At 69.6% G+C, this 14,777-nt stretch carries 11 protein-coding genes; 1 reads left to right on the plus strand and 10 read right to left on the minus strand.

The window, feature by feature from the left end; translation table 11 throughout:
- Window positions 1–65: 65 nt before the first annotated feature.
- The 8 genes from E3O22_RS13180 to E3O22_RS13215 all read right to left on the minus strand — a co-directional run bounded on the left by E3O22_RS13180 (window position 66) and on the right by E3O22_RS13215 (window position 10,082).
- A complete protein-coding gene (locus E3O22_RS13180; RefSeq protein WP_134394604.1) occupies window positions 66–845 on the minus strand; it encodes a DNA-formamidopyrimidine glycosylase family protein in 780 nt (259 codons plus the stop codon).
- The gene (locus E3O22_RS13185) at window positions 838–5,538 is read right to left on the minus strand and encodes an ATP-dependent helicase (RefSeq protein WP_134394606.1); all 4,701 of its coding nucleotides are present in this window, start codon (window positions 5,536–5,538) and stop codon (window positions 838–840) included. Before E3O22_RS13185 ends, E3O22_RS13180 begins: the two co-directional genes overlap by 8 nt.
- A gap of 191 nt (window positions 5,539–5,729) precedes the next feature.
- Complete coding sequence (locus tag E3O22_RS13190) at window positions 5,730–6,530, minus strand: SseB family protein (protein WP_134394608.1); 801 nt, start codon at window positions 6,528–6,530, stop codon at window positions 5,730–5,732.
- The gene (priA, locus tag E3O22_RS13195) at window positions 6,514–7,260 is read right to left on the minus strand and encodes a bifunctional 1-(5-phosphoribosyl)-5-((5-phosphoribosylamino)methylideneamino)imidazole-4-carboxamide isomerase/phosphoribosylanthranilate isomerase PriA (protein ID WP_134394610.1); all 747 of its coding nucleotides are present in this window, start codon (window positions 7,258–7,260) and stop codon (window positions 6,514–6,516) included. Before priA ends, E3O22_RS13190 begins: the two co-directional genes overlap by 17 nt.
- Window positions 7,261–7,317: 57 nt before the next feature.
- Window positions 7,318–7,950, minus strand: coding sequence for an imidazole glycerol phosphate synthase subunit HisH (gene hisH / locus E3O22_RS13200; protein ID WP_134394612.1), 633 nt, complete (start codon window positions 7,948–7,950; stop codon window positions 7,318–7,320).
- Window positions 7,947–8,570, minus strand: a complete 624-nt coding sequence (gene hisB, locus E3O22_RS13205; RefSeq protein ID WP_134394614.1) for an imidazoleglycerol-phosphate dehydratase HisB — start codon at window positions 8,568–8,570, stop codon at window positions 7,947–7,949. Before hisB ends, hisH begins: the two co-directional genes overlap by 4 nt.
- A 26-nt stretch (window positions 8,571–8,596) precedes the next feature.
- Window positions 8,597–9,685 carry a histidinol-phosphate transaminase gene (locus E3O22_RS13210; RefSeq protein WP_134394615.1) on the minus strand — a complete coding sequence of 363 codons (1,089 nt, stop codon included), beginning with the start codon at window positions 9,683–9,685 and terminating at the stop codon, window positions 8,597–8,599.
- A gap of 40 nt (window positions 9,686–9,725) precedes the next feature.
- On the minus strand, window positions 9,726–10,082 hold the full coding sequence (locus tag E3O22_RS13215) for a LysM peptidoglycan-binding domain-containing protein (protein ID WP_134394617.1): 357 nt from the start codon (window positions 10,080–10,082) through the stop codon (window positions 9,726–9,728).
- 283 nt (window positions 10,083–10,365) lie between these two features.
- Here E3O22_RS13215 and lexA point away from each other — a divergent pair, with 283 nt between their 5' ends.
- Window positions 10,366–11,070: a transcriptional repressor LexA gene (lexA, locus tag E3O22_RS13220; protein ID WP_104101199.1), complete on the plus strand. Its 705-nt coding sequence runs from the start codon at window positions 10,366–10,368 to the stop codon at window positions 11,068–11,070.
- Between the two features lie 207 nt (window positions 11,071–11,277).
- Here the strand turns inward: lexA and metE are convergent, their stop codons facing one another.
- Together metE and E3O22_RS13230 are read right to left on the minus strand one after the other, a co-directional pair.
- Window positions 11,278–13,620, minus strand: a complete 2,343-nt coding sequence (gene metE / locus E3O22_RS13225) for a 5-methyltetrahydropteroyltriglutamate--homocysteine S-methyltransferase (RefSeq protein WP_134394619.1) — start codon at window positions 13,618–13,620, stop codon at window positions 11,278–11,280.
- Window positions 13,617–14,612 (minus strand): methylenetetrahydrofolate reductase, encoded by a 996-nt coding sequence (locus E3O22_RS13230; protein WP_134394621.1) that lies wholly within the window; start codon window positions 14,610–14,612, stop codon window positions 13,617–13,619. Before E3O22_RS13230 ends, metE begins: the two co-directional genes overlap by 4 nt.
- Between the last annotated feature and the right edge of the window lie 165 nt (window positions 14,613–14,777).

Below are 14,777 nucleotides of genomic sequence, written 5' to 3' on the forward strand. Positions count from 1 at the left end.
CGGTGACCGATGACGACGGATGTCCTGAGTTGGCCACGTCCACGGTCGTTCGGACACACACGCCCCTAGGTCTGGCAGCGCGGGCACCAGTAGGTGACCCGCAGTTCGAGCTCGGTGCGGCCGAGCCGGCCCTGCTCGACCGCGGTACCGCAGCGCCGGCAGGGCTGGCCGGCGCGGCCGTAGACCCAGCTCTGCATGCCGCGCCGGGCATTGCCGGTCGTGATCCGCTCCGTGCGGTCACGGTTCGCCAGGATCAGGCGGCGAGCGAGAGCGACGAGACCAGGGACATCCGTCACCTCGGCCACCGGCCGGGTCGGCAGCAGGCCGCGAAGGAAGCCCAGTTCGTTCACGTAAACGTTGCCGAGCCCGGCAAGGTTGCCCTGGTCGGCGAGCGCGACGGCGATGGGTTGCGCGGGGCGTGATTGGAGGCGGCGCACGGCTTCGGCCGCATCCCAGTCGGGGCCGAGCAGGTCAGGCCCGAGGTAGTCGAGCAGGGCGGCCTCCTGATTGAGCGGCACCACCTCGAGCAGCCCGAGTTCGAAGCCTACAGCCACCCAGTCCACCGTCTCGAGAACGATGCGCGCCTGGAACGCGGGCCGGCGCCAGGCGCTCCCATGACGGTAGAGGTGCCACGACCCCTCCATTTTCAGGTGAGAGTGGATGCTGGCCTCCCCCACGCGCATCAGCAGGTGCTTCCCGCGACTGAGAACCTCGTGCACGATCTGCCCGGTCAGGTCGACGGTGGCGAACGCCGGCACCCGCACGTCGCAGCGGGTGAGCCGGGCGCCGTGCAGGGCCTGGTCGAGGTTCCACGCGGTGCGGTAGACGGTGTCACCCTCAGGCATGCAGCTTCACTCCCCGCGGGGTGACGCCGAATCCGGCCGCGAGCAGGGCGGTGCCCACCGCTGTTCCGATCACGAACACGCCGTTGACGGTCTCCACGCCGAGCTTCGGAACCCGCCCCGCGGTGACCGTGCCGGCAAGGGTCGCGGCGGCGAGGGTCAGGACCGCAGTCGGTTCGCAATGTTCGACGGCGGGTTCACGGTTCCCGTCGGCACCGTTCCCGGCCGCTCCGTTCCCGGCCGCTCCGTCGAACGCGAGCACGGTCTTGCCGCCGCGTTCGACGTAGAGCACCAGGGCCCCATCGACGAGCACGACCAGCGCGCCGGCCTTCCGTCCGGGGCGGTGCCCGGTGCCCTCGGGCAGCGGAGGCCAGGGCAACACGGAGCCGTAGGGGTTGGCCGGGTCGGTAGCGGCGAGGGTGATCGCCTCCGGTTTCGGATGCTGTGCCTCGGCGACGTAGGAGCGCAGCCGGTCGATCGTGCCGACCGTGGCGAACTGGGCGGCCCCGAGACCCTCGATGAAGTAGCCGCGCCGGCACCGCCCCATCTCCTCGAAGCCGCTGAGGGTGCGGTAGACGAGGGCGAAGCCGCCCGTCACGCCCTCCCCCATCACCGCGCCCCGGGTGACGATGCCGTAGCGTTCGAGCAGGGTTTCGCCAAGGGCGTGCGCCCGGCGGGTGGGCGAGTCATCGGCGACCGGAACGATCGACCAGCGCCCGGAGACGGTCGGTGGCCCGGTGCGGGACGGGAGGGTGCCACGCGCGGGGATGCGGCCGCCGTGCAGCCGGGCTCGCGGGTTGGCCCGGCGGGTGCTGTGCGCCGCGCGCCCGCCGGAGAGCAGGGCGCGTACGGGGGCGAAGGTGTCGTTGCCCACCAGTCCAGCCCAGACCAGGTCCCAGAGGGCGGCGGCGAGGCCGGCGTCGTCCTGGCTGCCGACGGCATCCGCGAGTTGACGGAAGAAGAAGGCCCCGCCGCCGGCCAGGGTGGTCAGAATCTCCTGCTGGAGCGCAGTCGTCTCCAGCGGGGTGGGCAGCGGCAGGGTGAGCGGCGCGGTGTCGCGCAGGTGCAGGCTGATCCAGCCGTCATTACCGGCCAGCGTGCCGGCGCCGGCCCAGAGCACCTCGCCCGTGTTGGTGAGCTCGTCGAGCATGCCCGGCCGGTAGTCTGCGACGCGGGAGGGCAGCACAAGCGTCTCCCAGGCGGATGCCGGGATGCGCGCCCCCTCCAACTGTTCGATCACGGATGCGACCCCGTCGATCCCGCGCAGGCGCCCGCCCACATGCTGCCAGGCCGGCAGGAACCGGCCCATTGTGACCTGGTCGACCGGCTCGACCTCGTGCCGGAGCGCGGCCAGGGAGCGGCGGCGCAGGCGCCTCAGCACCTCGGCGTCGCACCACTCGCTGCCGGTGCCGTGCGGCCGGAACTCGCCCTCGAGGAGGCGGCGGGCCCCGGCCAGGCGCCGGAGGGCGACGAGCGCCACGGCCGGGCCGAGCCCGAAGCGCGCGGCCACGTCGGTGAGAGTGAACGGGCCGTGGGTGCGTGCGTACCGGCTGACCAGGTCGCCGAGCGGGTCCGGCACCGGCTCGGTGAACACGGCCGGGACCCCCTGCGGCAGGGGGACGCCGAGGGCGTCGCGAAGCCGGGCGGCGTCTTCGATGGCCGCCCACCACTGCTGCCCGGCGAAACCGACCGGGATGATGCGCCGCGCGTCGAAAAGCACCTGCAGGCCCTCGGCGGCGCCCGGTGACACGGCGGGGTCGAGGCGGGCGGCCACCTCCGCCGTGGTGAGCGGACCGAGGCCGCGGAGCAGGTCCGCGATGCCCTCGACTCCGCGCGCCTTCCGGTCGGCCGGCAGCCGCTGCAGTTCCAGGTCGGTCTGCAGGATCACGGCCGGGTCGAGCAGCTCGCGCAGCTCCACCCGACCGAGCAACTCGGCCAGCAGGCTGGAATCGAGCGAGAGGGCGGTGGCGCGCCGCTCGGCGAGCGGGGAATCTCCCTCGTACATGAACGCGGCCACGTAGCCGAAGAGGAGGGTGCTCGCGAACGGGCTCGCGGCATCCGTCTGGGTCTCGACCAGGCGCAGGGCGCGACTGTCGATGCGGCGGGTGAGGGCCAGGAGAGCGGGCAGATCGTAGACGTCCTGCAGGCACTCGCGCACGGTTTCGAGGATGATCGGGAAGGTCGGAAAGGTGCGGGCCACGTCGAGCAGCTGCGCGGCCTTCTGGCGCTGCTGCCAGAGCGGCGACCGCCGACCCGGGTTGTAGCGCGGGAGCAGCAGGGCCCGCGCGGCGCACTCGCGGAACCGGGCGGCGAACAGGGCCGACCCGCCGACTTCGTCGGTGACCATCTGTTCGAGCTCGGTCGGGTCGAAGACAAAGAGGGAGCTTCCGGGTGGGTCGGACTCGGTGTCGGGGATGCGCACGACGATGCCGTCGTCACTGGCCACGCAGGCCCCGTCGAGCCCGTAGCGCTCCCGCACCCGGGCGCCCACGGCGAGGGCCCAGGGCGCGTGCACCTGCAGGCCGAACGGGGAGTGCAGCACCACCCGCCAGTCGCCGAGCTCGTCTCGGAACCGCTCGACGAGGAGGGTGCGGTCGGTCGGGACCTGACCGGTCGCGGCGCGCTGCTCGGCGAGGAAGGCCAGGAGGTTGTCGACGGCGCGCTCGTCGAGGCCGCCGGCCCGGCAGCGCACCCGGGCCTCCGGGTCGGGGAGCGCCGAGACCTCGCGCAGGAACGCGCCGATCGCCTCACCGAGCTCGGCGGGCCGGCCGAGGCCGTCGCCCTTCCAGAACGGCAGCCGCCCCGGTTCACCGAAGGCGGGCAGCACGAGCACCCGGTCGTGGGTGATCTCCTGGATACGCCAGCTCGTCGTGCCGAGGGCGAAGACATCGCCGACCCGGGACTCGTAGACCATCTCCTCGTCGAGCTCCCCCACCCGGCGGCCGGTGGCCTGGTCGCCGCCGACCATGAAGACGCCGAACAGGCCGCGGTCGGGGATCGTGCCGCCACTGGTCACCGCGAGCCGTTGCGCGCCCGGGCGCCCGGTGAGGATGCCCGTCTCCCGGTCCCAGACGATGCGGGGGCGCAGCTCGGCGAACTGGTCGGAGGGATACCGGCCGGCAAGCAGGTCGAGGGTGGCCTCGTAGGCCGACCGCGGGAGGGCGTGGAAGGGGGCGCTGCGGCGCACGGTGTCGAACCACTCCTCCGCGTGGATGGGTTCAAGGGCGGTCGCCGCCACGGTCTGCTGGGCGAGGATGTCGAGCGGGTTGGACGGCACCTGCAGTGATTCGATCAGTCCGGCGGCCATGCGCTCGGCGGCAACGGCCGCGTGGATGAGATCGGCCCGGTGCTTGGGGAAGATCACGCCCCGGGAGACCTCCCCCACCTGGTGCCCGGCCCGGCCGATCCGCTGCAGCCCGCTGGCCACGGACGGCGGCGATTCCACCTGCACGACCAGGTCGACGGCGCCCATGTCGATGCCGAGTTCGAGGCTGGACGTCGCCACCACGCAGCGCAGCCGCCCGGCTTTGAGGTCGTCTTCGATCAGTGCGCGCTGCTCCTTGCTGACGGAGCCGTGGTGCGCGCGGGCAAGCAGCGGCTCGGCCCCGGCGCTCTGGCCGCTGGCGCCCATGAGCGCGGCCGGCGGGCCGGGTGCCGCAGTGCCGACGGGCACGAGGGCAGGCATCCGCTCGGTCATCACGGCCGGCATCGCGGGCACGGGCTCGTCCTCGAGGCGTTGGGCGTAGATCTCGTTGAAGCGCGCGGTCAGCCGTTCGGCCAGCCGGCGGGAGTTGGCGAACACGATCGAGGAGGTGTGCGCCAGCACCTCGTCGACGATTGCCTCTTCCACATGCGGCCAGATGGACCCGGTCTGTGGGGCGGCGGCGGACGTCGAACCCTCCCGCACCGGTGCCGGGCCGACCTGGCTCATGTCGTCGACGGGAACGACCACGCTGAGGTCGAATCGTTTGGTCGACACCGGTGCGACGATCTCGACCGGTGCGGAACCTCCGAGGAACCGGGCGACCTCGGCGGCCGGTCGCACGGTAGCCGACAGTCCGATTCGCTGGGCCGGGCGGGCGAGCAGGTCGTCGAGCCGTTCCAGTGAGACGGCCAGGTGCGCGCCGCGCTTGCTCGCCGCGACCGCGTGCACCTCGTCGATGATGACCGTGTCCACGGCGCGCAGCGATTCCCGCGCCGCCGAGGTGAGCATGAGGAACAGCGATTCTGGCGTGGTGATCAGGATGTCCGGCGGCGTTTTGACCAGGCTTCGGCGTTCCGTGGCCGGGGTGTCCCCCGATCGCACGCCGACGGTCACCCGGGGCGGGGCGAACCCGAGGCGCTCGGCAGCCTGGACGATGCCCACCAGCGGGGCCCGCAGGTTGCGTTCCACGTCGACGCCCAGCGCCTTGAGCGGCGAGATGTAGAGCACGCGGGTTCCCGGCGCGGTGAACCGGTCAGGACGCGCCGAGGCTTCCGAGACATCTGCGGCCTCTACAGTATCCGCGGCCAGGCGGTCGATGGCCCAGAGGAACGCGGCGAGGGTCTTACCTGATCCGGTGGGGGCCACCACCAGCGCGTGTGAGCCCCGAGAGATGGCGTCCCACGCCCCGAGCTGGGCCTCGGTGGGTGCGGCGAAGGCCTGCGCGAACCAGGCGCGGGTGGCCGGGGTGAATCGGTGCAGAACCTCGTTCATACGACTATCCTCGTCGATCCGCCTGAGCCGGGCCACTCGAACCAATTCGACGGAGATTATGAATCTAAACCGGGGTCTCCCGGACATCCAGAACCGATTTGGCCACAATCTCCGTCGTATTCGTTCGTGGCGGACGCGGGGGCGGAGTGCGGAACGCGGGGCCCGGAACCGCCGACGATGGAAGAGACCGCCTAGGCGGAGGGCAGCAGCTGCACGGTGAGAGAGTCCACCTGGGTGGCGATGACGTCGCTCGATGACCAGCGGGCCGCGAGCCGGGCGAGGGTCGCGTCGAGCTCGGTGCGGGTCAGGCCATCCATGAGCTCGAGACGTACAATCAGTTCCGGTCCGGCGAGGCGGGCGGCCGGGTCGCCGGGGGCCAGTTCAACCCCGAGCACACTCAGTTCGGTGGCCACGGAGTCGGCGAAGGCATCCGCGACGTCGCGACTGGCATAGCTGGGGGTCCAGGGCAGGGACTGGGCGATGGCCCACAGGGCCGGGCGCCGCACCACGAACTCGGTGGGCGCGGTCGGATCGAGCACGACCAGATCGGTGTTCTCCTGAGCCGCGGCCAGCGCGACGCGCACGCCGTCGGCCGGGACCGGCCGGGCCTGCGTGTTCCACGCCGTCATCGCAGCGACCGAGGTGAACACGGGAAGCACCGTGCGTCCGTCGGGCCCGGCCACGGTGATGATCGACAGTTCCTGGGTCTTGTCGACGCGGAGGCCGGCCTCGGTGGTGCCCGATTGGCCGAGTTCGGTCACCAGGGGAACGAGCAGCCGCGAGCCACGGATGGCGTCGACCACCGTCTCTTCGCCGGCCTCCCGAGCCTGGAAGCGGCGCACGGCCGCCAGGAGCGGCTCGGGCGCGAGCCCGTCGTCGTCGCTGTGCATGTTGGGCTCAAACTGTCGTCCCTCCCACGGCTGCCCGGCGGAGTCTCCCCCTCCGGGTCCGCCGGGAAGGCCGGTGGAGCCGAGGTTACGCGCCCGCGACATCCAGCGCCTCGCCCAGGGTGAACGCCCCCGCGTAGAGGGCTTTTCCGACGATCGCGCCCTCGAGTCCGAGCGGCACGAGTTCGCGCAATGCGCGGAGGTCGTCGAGGCTGGAGATGCCGCCGGAGGCGACGACCGGTCGATCGGTGCGCTCCATCATCTGGCGGAGCAGGTCGATGTTGGGGCCTTGCAGTGTGCCGTCCTTGGTCACATCGGTGACGACGTAGCGCGAGCAGCCAGCCTCCTCGAGACGGGCGAGCACCTCCCAGAGGTCCCCTCCCTCCCTGGTCCAGCCGCGGGCGGCGAGGGTGGTTCCGCGCACGTCGAGCCCGACGGCGACGGCGTCCCCGTGCCGGGCGATGACCTGCGCCGCCCACTCCGGGTTCTCCAGTGCCGCGGTGCCCAGGTTGATCCGGCTGACGCCCGCGTTCAGGGCCGCGTCCAGCGACGCGTCGTCGCGGATCCCGCCGGAGAGCTCGATCTTCACGCCCGTGACCTCGCGGATCACGGTGCGGATGACATCCGTGTTGTTGCCGCGACCGAAGGCCGCGTCGAGGTCGACGAGGTGGATCCACTCGGCGCCCTGGCGGGCCCAGTCAAGTGCCGCGTCGACGGGGTCGCCGTAGTTGGTCTCGGTGCCGGCTTCGCCCTGGGTCAAGCGAACGGCCTTGCCGTCGGCCACATCCACGGCGGGCAGCAGAACGAGACGGAGGGAAGGGGTATTCACAGTCATGGGTGTCCTCGGTTGGGAGTGGTCGCGGCGACCAGGTCAGTCAGGGAAAAGTCACGGTCAGTTCTTGACGGTGCCGAGCCAGTTATGGAGCAGACGGATGCCTGCCTCACCGGATTTCTCCGGGTGGAACTGGGTGGCGGTAAGCGGTCCGTTCTCGATGGCGGCCAGGAAAGGTTGTCCGTGCTCGGACCAGGTGAGAATCGGCTTCGGGAACGGCGGCATGACGTCGAGGGACCATTCCTGGGCGGCGTAGGAGTGCACGAAGTAGAAGCGCTCCTGCTCAAGGCCATGGAACAGCATCGAGCCCTCCCCCGGCGTGACCGTGTCCCAGCCCATGTGTGGCAGCACCGGCGCCGTCAGCTGCGTCACGGTGCCGGGCCACTCGCCCAGCCCCTCCGTGTCCACGCCGCGTTCGACGCCGTGCTCGAACATGATCTGCATACCCACGCAGATGCCCAGCACCGGGCGTCCGCCCGCGATCCGGCGGTCGATGATCTCGTCGCCGTGCACCGCCTTCAGGGCCTGCATGACGGCGCTGAACGCGCCCACGCCGGGCACGACGAGCCCGTCGGCCTCAAGCGCCTGACGGCGGTCGCTGGTCAGCGTCACCTCGGCCCCGGCAAGTTCGAGTGCCTTGACGGCGGAGTGCACATTTCCGGTGCCGTAGTCGAAGACAACGACGCTGGTCACAGCGCACCCTTGGTCGAGGGCACGCCGGACACCAGGGGGTCGAGCGCCTTCGCCTGGCGGAACGCTCGGGCAAAGGCCTTGAATTCGGCTTCGGCGATGTGGTGGGGGTCGCGGCCGCCCTGCACGGTGACGTGCACCGTGAGGCCACCGTTGAGGGCGATAGCCTCAAATACGTGGCGCACCATGGAGCCGGTGAAGTGGCCGCCGATCAGGTGGAACTCGAAACCGGCCGGCTCGCCCTGGTGCACGAGGTAGGGGCGCCCGGAAATGTCGACGACGGCCTGCACGAGGGCCTCGTCGAGCGGCACGAGGGCGTCACCGTAGCGGGAGATGCCGGATTTGTCCCCGAGAGCCTGCTTGATCGCCTGGCCGAGCAGGATACCGACGTCCTCGACCGTGTGGTGCACATCGATCTCGATATCACCGCGGGCGCGCACGGTGAGGTCGGTCAACGAGTGTTTCGCGAAGGCCGTGAGCAGGTGATCGAAGAACGGGACCGACGTCTGGATGTCCGACTCACCGGTGCCGTCGAGATTGAGCGACAGGTCGATGCTCGACTCGCTGGTCTCGCGCTGCAGGTGGGCAAAACGGGGCGAGGTGGTCGCGAAAGAGAAGCTCATACGGCTAGTTTATTGGCCCGAGCCGTTCACGGCCGCCCAAGCGCCTCGAGAGCGTCGAGGAACGCCGTCGTCTCGGACTCGGTGCCGGCGCTGACCCGCAGGTGGCCCGGGATTCCGACGTCGCGCACGAGGATGCCTTCCGCCAGCAGCGCCTCGAAGGTGGCCCGAGGGTCCTCGACGCCGCCGAACAACACGAAGTTGCTCGCACTGCGCAGCGGAGAGTAGCCAAGCCGGGCCAGTTCGCTCACGATGCGGTCCCGCTGCCCGCGGATGTCGTCGACCATGGCGAGCATCGCGGGCGTGTGGACGAGGGCGGCGACCGCGGCAGCCTGGGTGAGCGCGGACAGGTGGTAGGGCAGACGAACCAGGCGGAGGGCATCCGTCACGGCGGGATCGGCGGCCAGATAGCCGACGCGCACACCCGCGAAGGCGAACGCCTTGCTCATGGTGCGGGACACCAGCAGGCGCTCCCGGCCGGGCAGCAGGCTCAGGGCGGTCGGCGCGTCATCCGTCCCGAACTCGGCGTATGCCTCGTCGACGACGACGATGCCGTCGGTCGCGTCGTAGACGGCCGCGATCGTTTCCAGGGACAGGGGCGTGCCGGTGGGGTTGTTCGGCGAGCAGAGGAAGACGAGGTCAGGGGCAACCCGGTCGACCCACTCCACCGCCGTTGCCGGGGAGAGTTCGAACTCGGCGTCACGACCGCCCGCGATCCAGCGGGTACCGGTGCCGGAGGCGAGCAAAGGGTACATGGAGTAGGTCGGTGCGAAGCCGAGAACGGACCGACCCGGGCCGCCGAAGGCCTGCAGCACTTGCTGAAGAACCTCGTTGGATCCGTTGGCGGCCCAGATGTTCTTTCGAGTGAGGCCGTGACCGAGATATCGGGCGAGGGAATCCCGCAGCTCGGTGAACTCCCGATCGGGGTATCGGTTCACGGTCGTGACCGCCACAGCCAATGCCGCCACGATGTCCTGCGCCACCTCAGCCGGGATGCCGTGGGTGTTCTCGTTCACGTTGAGAGCCACCGGCACGTGCAACTGCGGCGCCCCGTAGGGGGTGAGTCCGCGCAGATTATCGCGAAGGGGCAGATCGTTGAGACTGGTCACTCCCCCCATGTTACCGGGGTGAGACCGGCGGGGACTCGTTGCGGGTAGTTCACAGGTCGTTCGGAAGTGCCAGCCGCTGACCGGGCTGCACGCTGTCGGACGGCAGCTGGTTGAGGCTCACAATCTCGGCGATCACCTCGCGCGGATCGGCCGTGGGCGCAATTGTCTCGGCAAGTTGCCAGAGCGACTGCCCCGACTTGATGGTGACGTAGTCGAAGGCCGTGGCCACGCGACCGACGGTCGAGTTCTCGGCGGCGGCAATGCCTCCGTTGAGGGCGACGGCCAGAGCCACGGCCACGAGCGGAAAGGCAGCCAGGCACGTGAAAACGACGCGACCGCGCCGGGTGAGTCGGAGCCGGGTGCGTCCGGTCGTGATGGGGACGCCTCGTTCAAGTGCAGTGCTCATGTCATACCTCCTGTGAGAAGCCGCATCCGACTCTCGGCCGGGAGAGCCGGATGCGAACTTATGTTCCGAATGTATATTCGATTATTCGAACAATCAAGCTTTTTTCGGTAGTTTCTGAAATATTCATCCCGACCCAATCGAATACATGTTTGTTTAATGGCCTCAACGCGGATACAGTTTCGATTGTTGATTGACACTCAATCAGGCACCCCCGACATTCGCGTGAATCGGCGGCATTCGATGCGTGCCGCCAGCGCATCAATCACAACGAGGAGCGACGAACGTGGCACAGAACACCAGCGGTCCCCGCGACAAGGGCGGCACCAGACGGCGCAAGAGCCTCAGCGAGAAGCAGCTCGCCATCCTTGACGTCATCCAACGCTCGGTCAGCCAACGCGGCTATCCGCCGAGCATGCGGGAGATCGGCGACGCCGTCGGCCTGTCGTCACTGTCGAGCGTCACCCACCAGCTCAACCAGTTGGAACTGAGCGGTTACCTCCGCCGCGACCCGAACCGCCCCCGAGCGCTGGAGGTGCTCATCGAGATTCCGCAGTCGCCCGAAGACACGACGGCCGGAGCCTCGGAAAGTTTCCACACCGGAGTGCAGGTCGGCGACGCCGCCATGGTTCCGCTCGTCGGTCGCATCGCCGCCGGCATCCCGATCACCGCCGAACAGCAGATCGACGAGATTTTCCCGCTGCCCCGCCAGCTGGTGGGGAAGGGCGACCTGTTCATGCTCAAGGTGTCGGGCGAATCGATGATCGACGCCGCCATCATGGACGGCGACTGGGTCGTCGTGCGGCAGCAGAAGACCGCCGAAAACGGTGAAATCGTTGCTGCCATGCTCGACAACGAGGCAACCGTCAAGGTCTTCCGCCAGCGCGACGGGCACACCTGGCTACTGCCCCGCAACACCAACTTCGAACCCATCGTCGGCGATCACGCCGAGATTCTGGGGAAGGTTGTGGCCGTGCTGCGGTCGGTTTAGGGCAACAGCACTGAAGTTCATTAGCACTTCAGGCCGACTCTTGGTCTCGACGGTTTCGACCAACGTCGTGGTGACGCGCGTGTGTTGAGTCGCCATGGTTGTTTCGGTCGGGCCTTATGGGCCGGGTCTTGTGGGCCGGGTCTTGTGGGCCGGGCACGAACACTGGTTTTGGTGTCGTGCCCGGCTTTTGTGTGGGTGGAGGCAGGGTCAGGCGGAAACGGAGGAGGTCAGGCGGGCGCGGAGGATGCGGGTCGCAGCGAGCATGTTGTGCAGGGACTGGACGGTTTCGGCGTAGCCGCGGGTTTTGAGGCCGCAGTCGGGGTTCACCCAGAGCCGGATGGCCGGGATGGCCGCCGCGGCGCGCTCGAGCAGGTCGGTGAGTTCGGCCACGCTCGGCACACGCGGCGAGTGGATGTCCCACACTCCCGGGCCGATACCGTGATCGAAGCCCTGGGACCGGATATCGCCCACCACCTCCATGCGGGAGCGTGCCGCCTCGATGCTGGTCACATCCGCGTCCAGGTTGCGGATCGCGTCGATGACCACCCCGAACTCCGAGTAGCAGAGGTGGGTGTGGATCTGGGTGGCCGCGGCCGCACCGGCCGTCGCCAGGCGGAAGGACCCCACCGACCAGTCGAGGTATTCCGCCTGGTCCTTCTGCTTCAGCGGCAGCAGCTCCCGCAGCGCGGGCTCGTCGACCTGGACGATCTGAATGCCGGCCGTCTCCAGGTCGGCGATCTCGTCCCGCAGGGCCAGGGCCACCTGCCTGGCCGTCTCGCCGAGCGGCTGGTCGTCGCGCACGAACGACCACGCGAGGATCGTGACCGGACCGGTGAGCATCCCCTTGACGGGCTTGGGCGTCAGACCCTGCGTGAACGCTGACCACTCGACCGTGATGGGCCGCGGTCGGGACACGTCACCCCAGAGGATCGACGGGCGCACGCACCGGCTGCCGTAGGACTGCACCCAACCGTTCTCGGTGACCGCGAATCCGTCAAGGTTCTCGGCGAAGTACTGCACCATGTCGTTGCGTTCCGGCTCCCCGTGCACGATCACGTCGAGGCCGATGTCCTCCTGCAGCGCGACGACGCGACGGATTTCGGCGCGCATCAGGTCCCGGTAGTCCGCGGTGCTCAGCACCCCCCGTACCAGCTGCGCCCTGGCCCGACGGATGTCCCCGGTCTGCGGGAAGGATCCGATCGTGGTTGTCGGCAGGAACGGCAGCCCGAGGGCAATCTCCTGGGCTGCCACTCGGGCTGCGTAGGCGTCCCGGGTGAAGTCGCCCGAAGTGAGCGCGTCGGCGCGAACCCGAACGGCGCCATCGCGGACTCCGGGAGCCACCCTCCGCGCGTCGAGGGCCGCGGACGCCGCAGAGAGGTCGGTCTCGATGGCACGGCGACCCAGACTGAGGCCGCGGGCGAGTGTGGCAACCTGCGCGACCTTCTGGTCCGCAAAGGCGAGCCAACTCTTCAGGTCGTCGTCCAGCGCCGATTCGTCGTCGATGTCGTGGGGAACGTGCAGCAGCGAGGTTGAGGTGGAAACCGAGATCCGCGGCGAGAGGCGGACCAGGCCGGCCGCCGTGTCGAAGGCGGCGGCCAGGTCGCCGCGCCAGATATTGTGGCCGTCAATGATGCCGGCTACGAGAGTGGTCGTGTCCAGTCCGGGGGTCTCCGCCGGCACGCTTCCCCGCACGAGGTCGAGCCCGATGGCTTCCACCGGGGTGATGGCAAGAACGGGTAGGGCGTCGTCGAGGCTGCCGTACGGCGCGGCGACGAACAATGCGGGGCGCTCGGCGAGGGCGCCGAGGGTGTTGTAGGCGAAGCGGAGGCCGGCGAGGGCATCCGTTCTCGGGGTGTCGATGCTCTCACTGACCAGGGCAGGCTCGTCGAGCTGCACCCATTCGGCTCCGGCGGCGCGCAGCCGCTGCAGGAGGGCGGCGTAGACCGGCACAAGGTCGTCGAGGCGGTCAAGCGGACTGAATCCGGTCGGGGCCTCGTTGCTGGGCTTGCTCAGCAGCAGGAAGGTGACCGGGCCGACGATGACCGGCCGGGTCAGGAATCCGGCCGCCTTCGCCTCCTCGAACTCGCGCACCAGCCGGGTGCCGGCGAGGGTGAACTCGGTCTCGGGGCCGATCTCCGGCACCAGGTAGTGGTAGTTGGTGTCGAACCATTTGGTCATCTCCAGCGGCGGATGCTCACCTTCACCGCGGGCGAGGGTGAAGTAGCCGGCCAGGTCGAGGTGGCCGTCCTCGCCCCGGAGATGCGCGAACCGGGCGGGGACGGCGCCCACCGTGCACAGGGCATCCAACATCTGGTCGTAGTAGGAAAACGATTCCGGGATGGACGAGTCGTCCCGGCCGAGTCCTAGCTGCACGAGGCGCTCTCGGGTGCCCTGGCGCAGGACGGCCGCGGTCGCCTCGAGCTCGTCGGCGCTGACCGATCCGGCCCAGAACGCTTCGACGGCCTTCTTCAGTTGGCGGCGCGGCCCGATGCGCGGGTAGCCCAGGATGGTGCCGGCGGGAAAGTCGGGAAACGTGGAAGAGTTGGTCATGGGTTCTCCTTGACGGGGTGAGGGGCAGGCAGTGCGGACGATGGCAGGGTGGGGGTGAGCAGACCGCAGCCGTCGAGCACGGCGAGCACGGTCTCGTGCTGGTTGAAGGCGTAGAGGTGCAGCCCGGGGGCACCGCCGGAGATGAGTTCCCGGGCAAGTTCGGTGGCCTGACGGATGCCGATCTCACGTTGGCCTTCCTTCGTCGGCTCCACCTCGAGCGCGATCGCCAGCTCGGACGGCAGTTCCTCGCCGGACAACTCGAGGATGCGGCGCAGGCGGGCCGGGCTCGTGACCGGCATGATCCCGGGCAGGATCGGGAATTCGACCCCGGCGGCACGGGCTCGCAGGATGAAGCTGAGGTAGTGGTCGGCGTGAAAGAAGAGTTGCGTGATCGCCAGGTTGGCGCCGGCGGCCTGCTTGGCCAGCAGCGTGTCGATGTCCTGGGTGGCGGACCGGGAGCGCGGGTGGCCGTTCGGGAAGGCGGCCACGGCGATGCGTACCTTCTCCCGTTCCCGCTTGATTGTGCGGGCGGCAGGGAGTCCCGGGATCACGGCCTCGCGGTACGGCACCCGCTCGGCCTGCACCCGGTGGATCAGCTGCACCAGTTCCGCGGCGCTGCCCAGGTCGCCGAGGAAGGCCTCACCCTCCCGAATGCCTTCCGGCGGGTCGCCGCGCAGGGCCAGGAAGCTCCGCACCCCGGCGTCCAGAAACTCCCGGATCAGCTGACTGGCTTCCGCGTTGGACGAGCCCACGCAGGTGAGGTGGGCCAGCGGGTCCACGGTGGTGGTGCGCAGGATGTGGGTGAGCACGTCCAGGGAGGAGCGCCGGGAGGAGCCGTTCGCACCGTAGGTGACCGCGATGAATTCCGGGCCGGCCGCGGCCAGCCGCTCGATGGTGGCGTGCAGCACGGAGGTGGCGGCATCCGATGTGGGCGGATACAACTCGAATGAGAACGGGATCTTCCGGCACGCAGGGTCCGAGGTGTGGGGCATTGCTCCTCATTCGACAGTTGCCAGTGTCAGGCACTGGGGGCCGGGCGGCCGCGGACCGCCCGGCAAGCCAGGCGGGCGTTCGCGGGCGGGTGCCGGGCTCGGCTGTCGCTCCATGCCGCCGGCCAGGAGACCGGAGGCAACGATTGAGAAGACTCTAACAAGCAC

This window comes from Cryobacterium sp. TMT2-18-2 (genome assembly GCF_004402245.1).
GTDB classification, from domain to species: Bacteria; Actinomycetota; Actinomycetes; order Actinomycetales; family Microbacteriaceae; genus Cryobacterium; species Cryobacterium sandaracinum.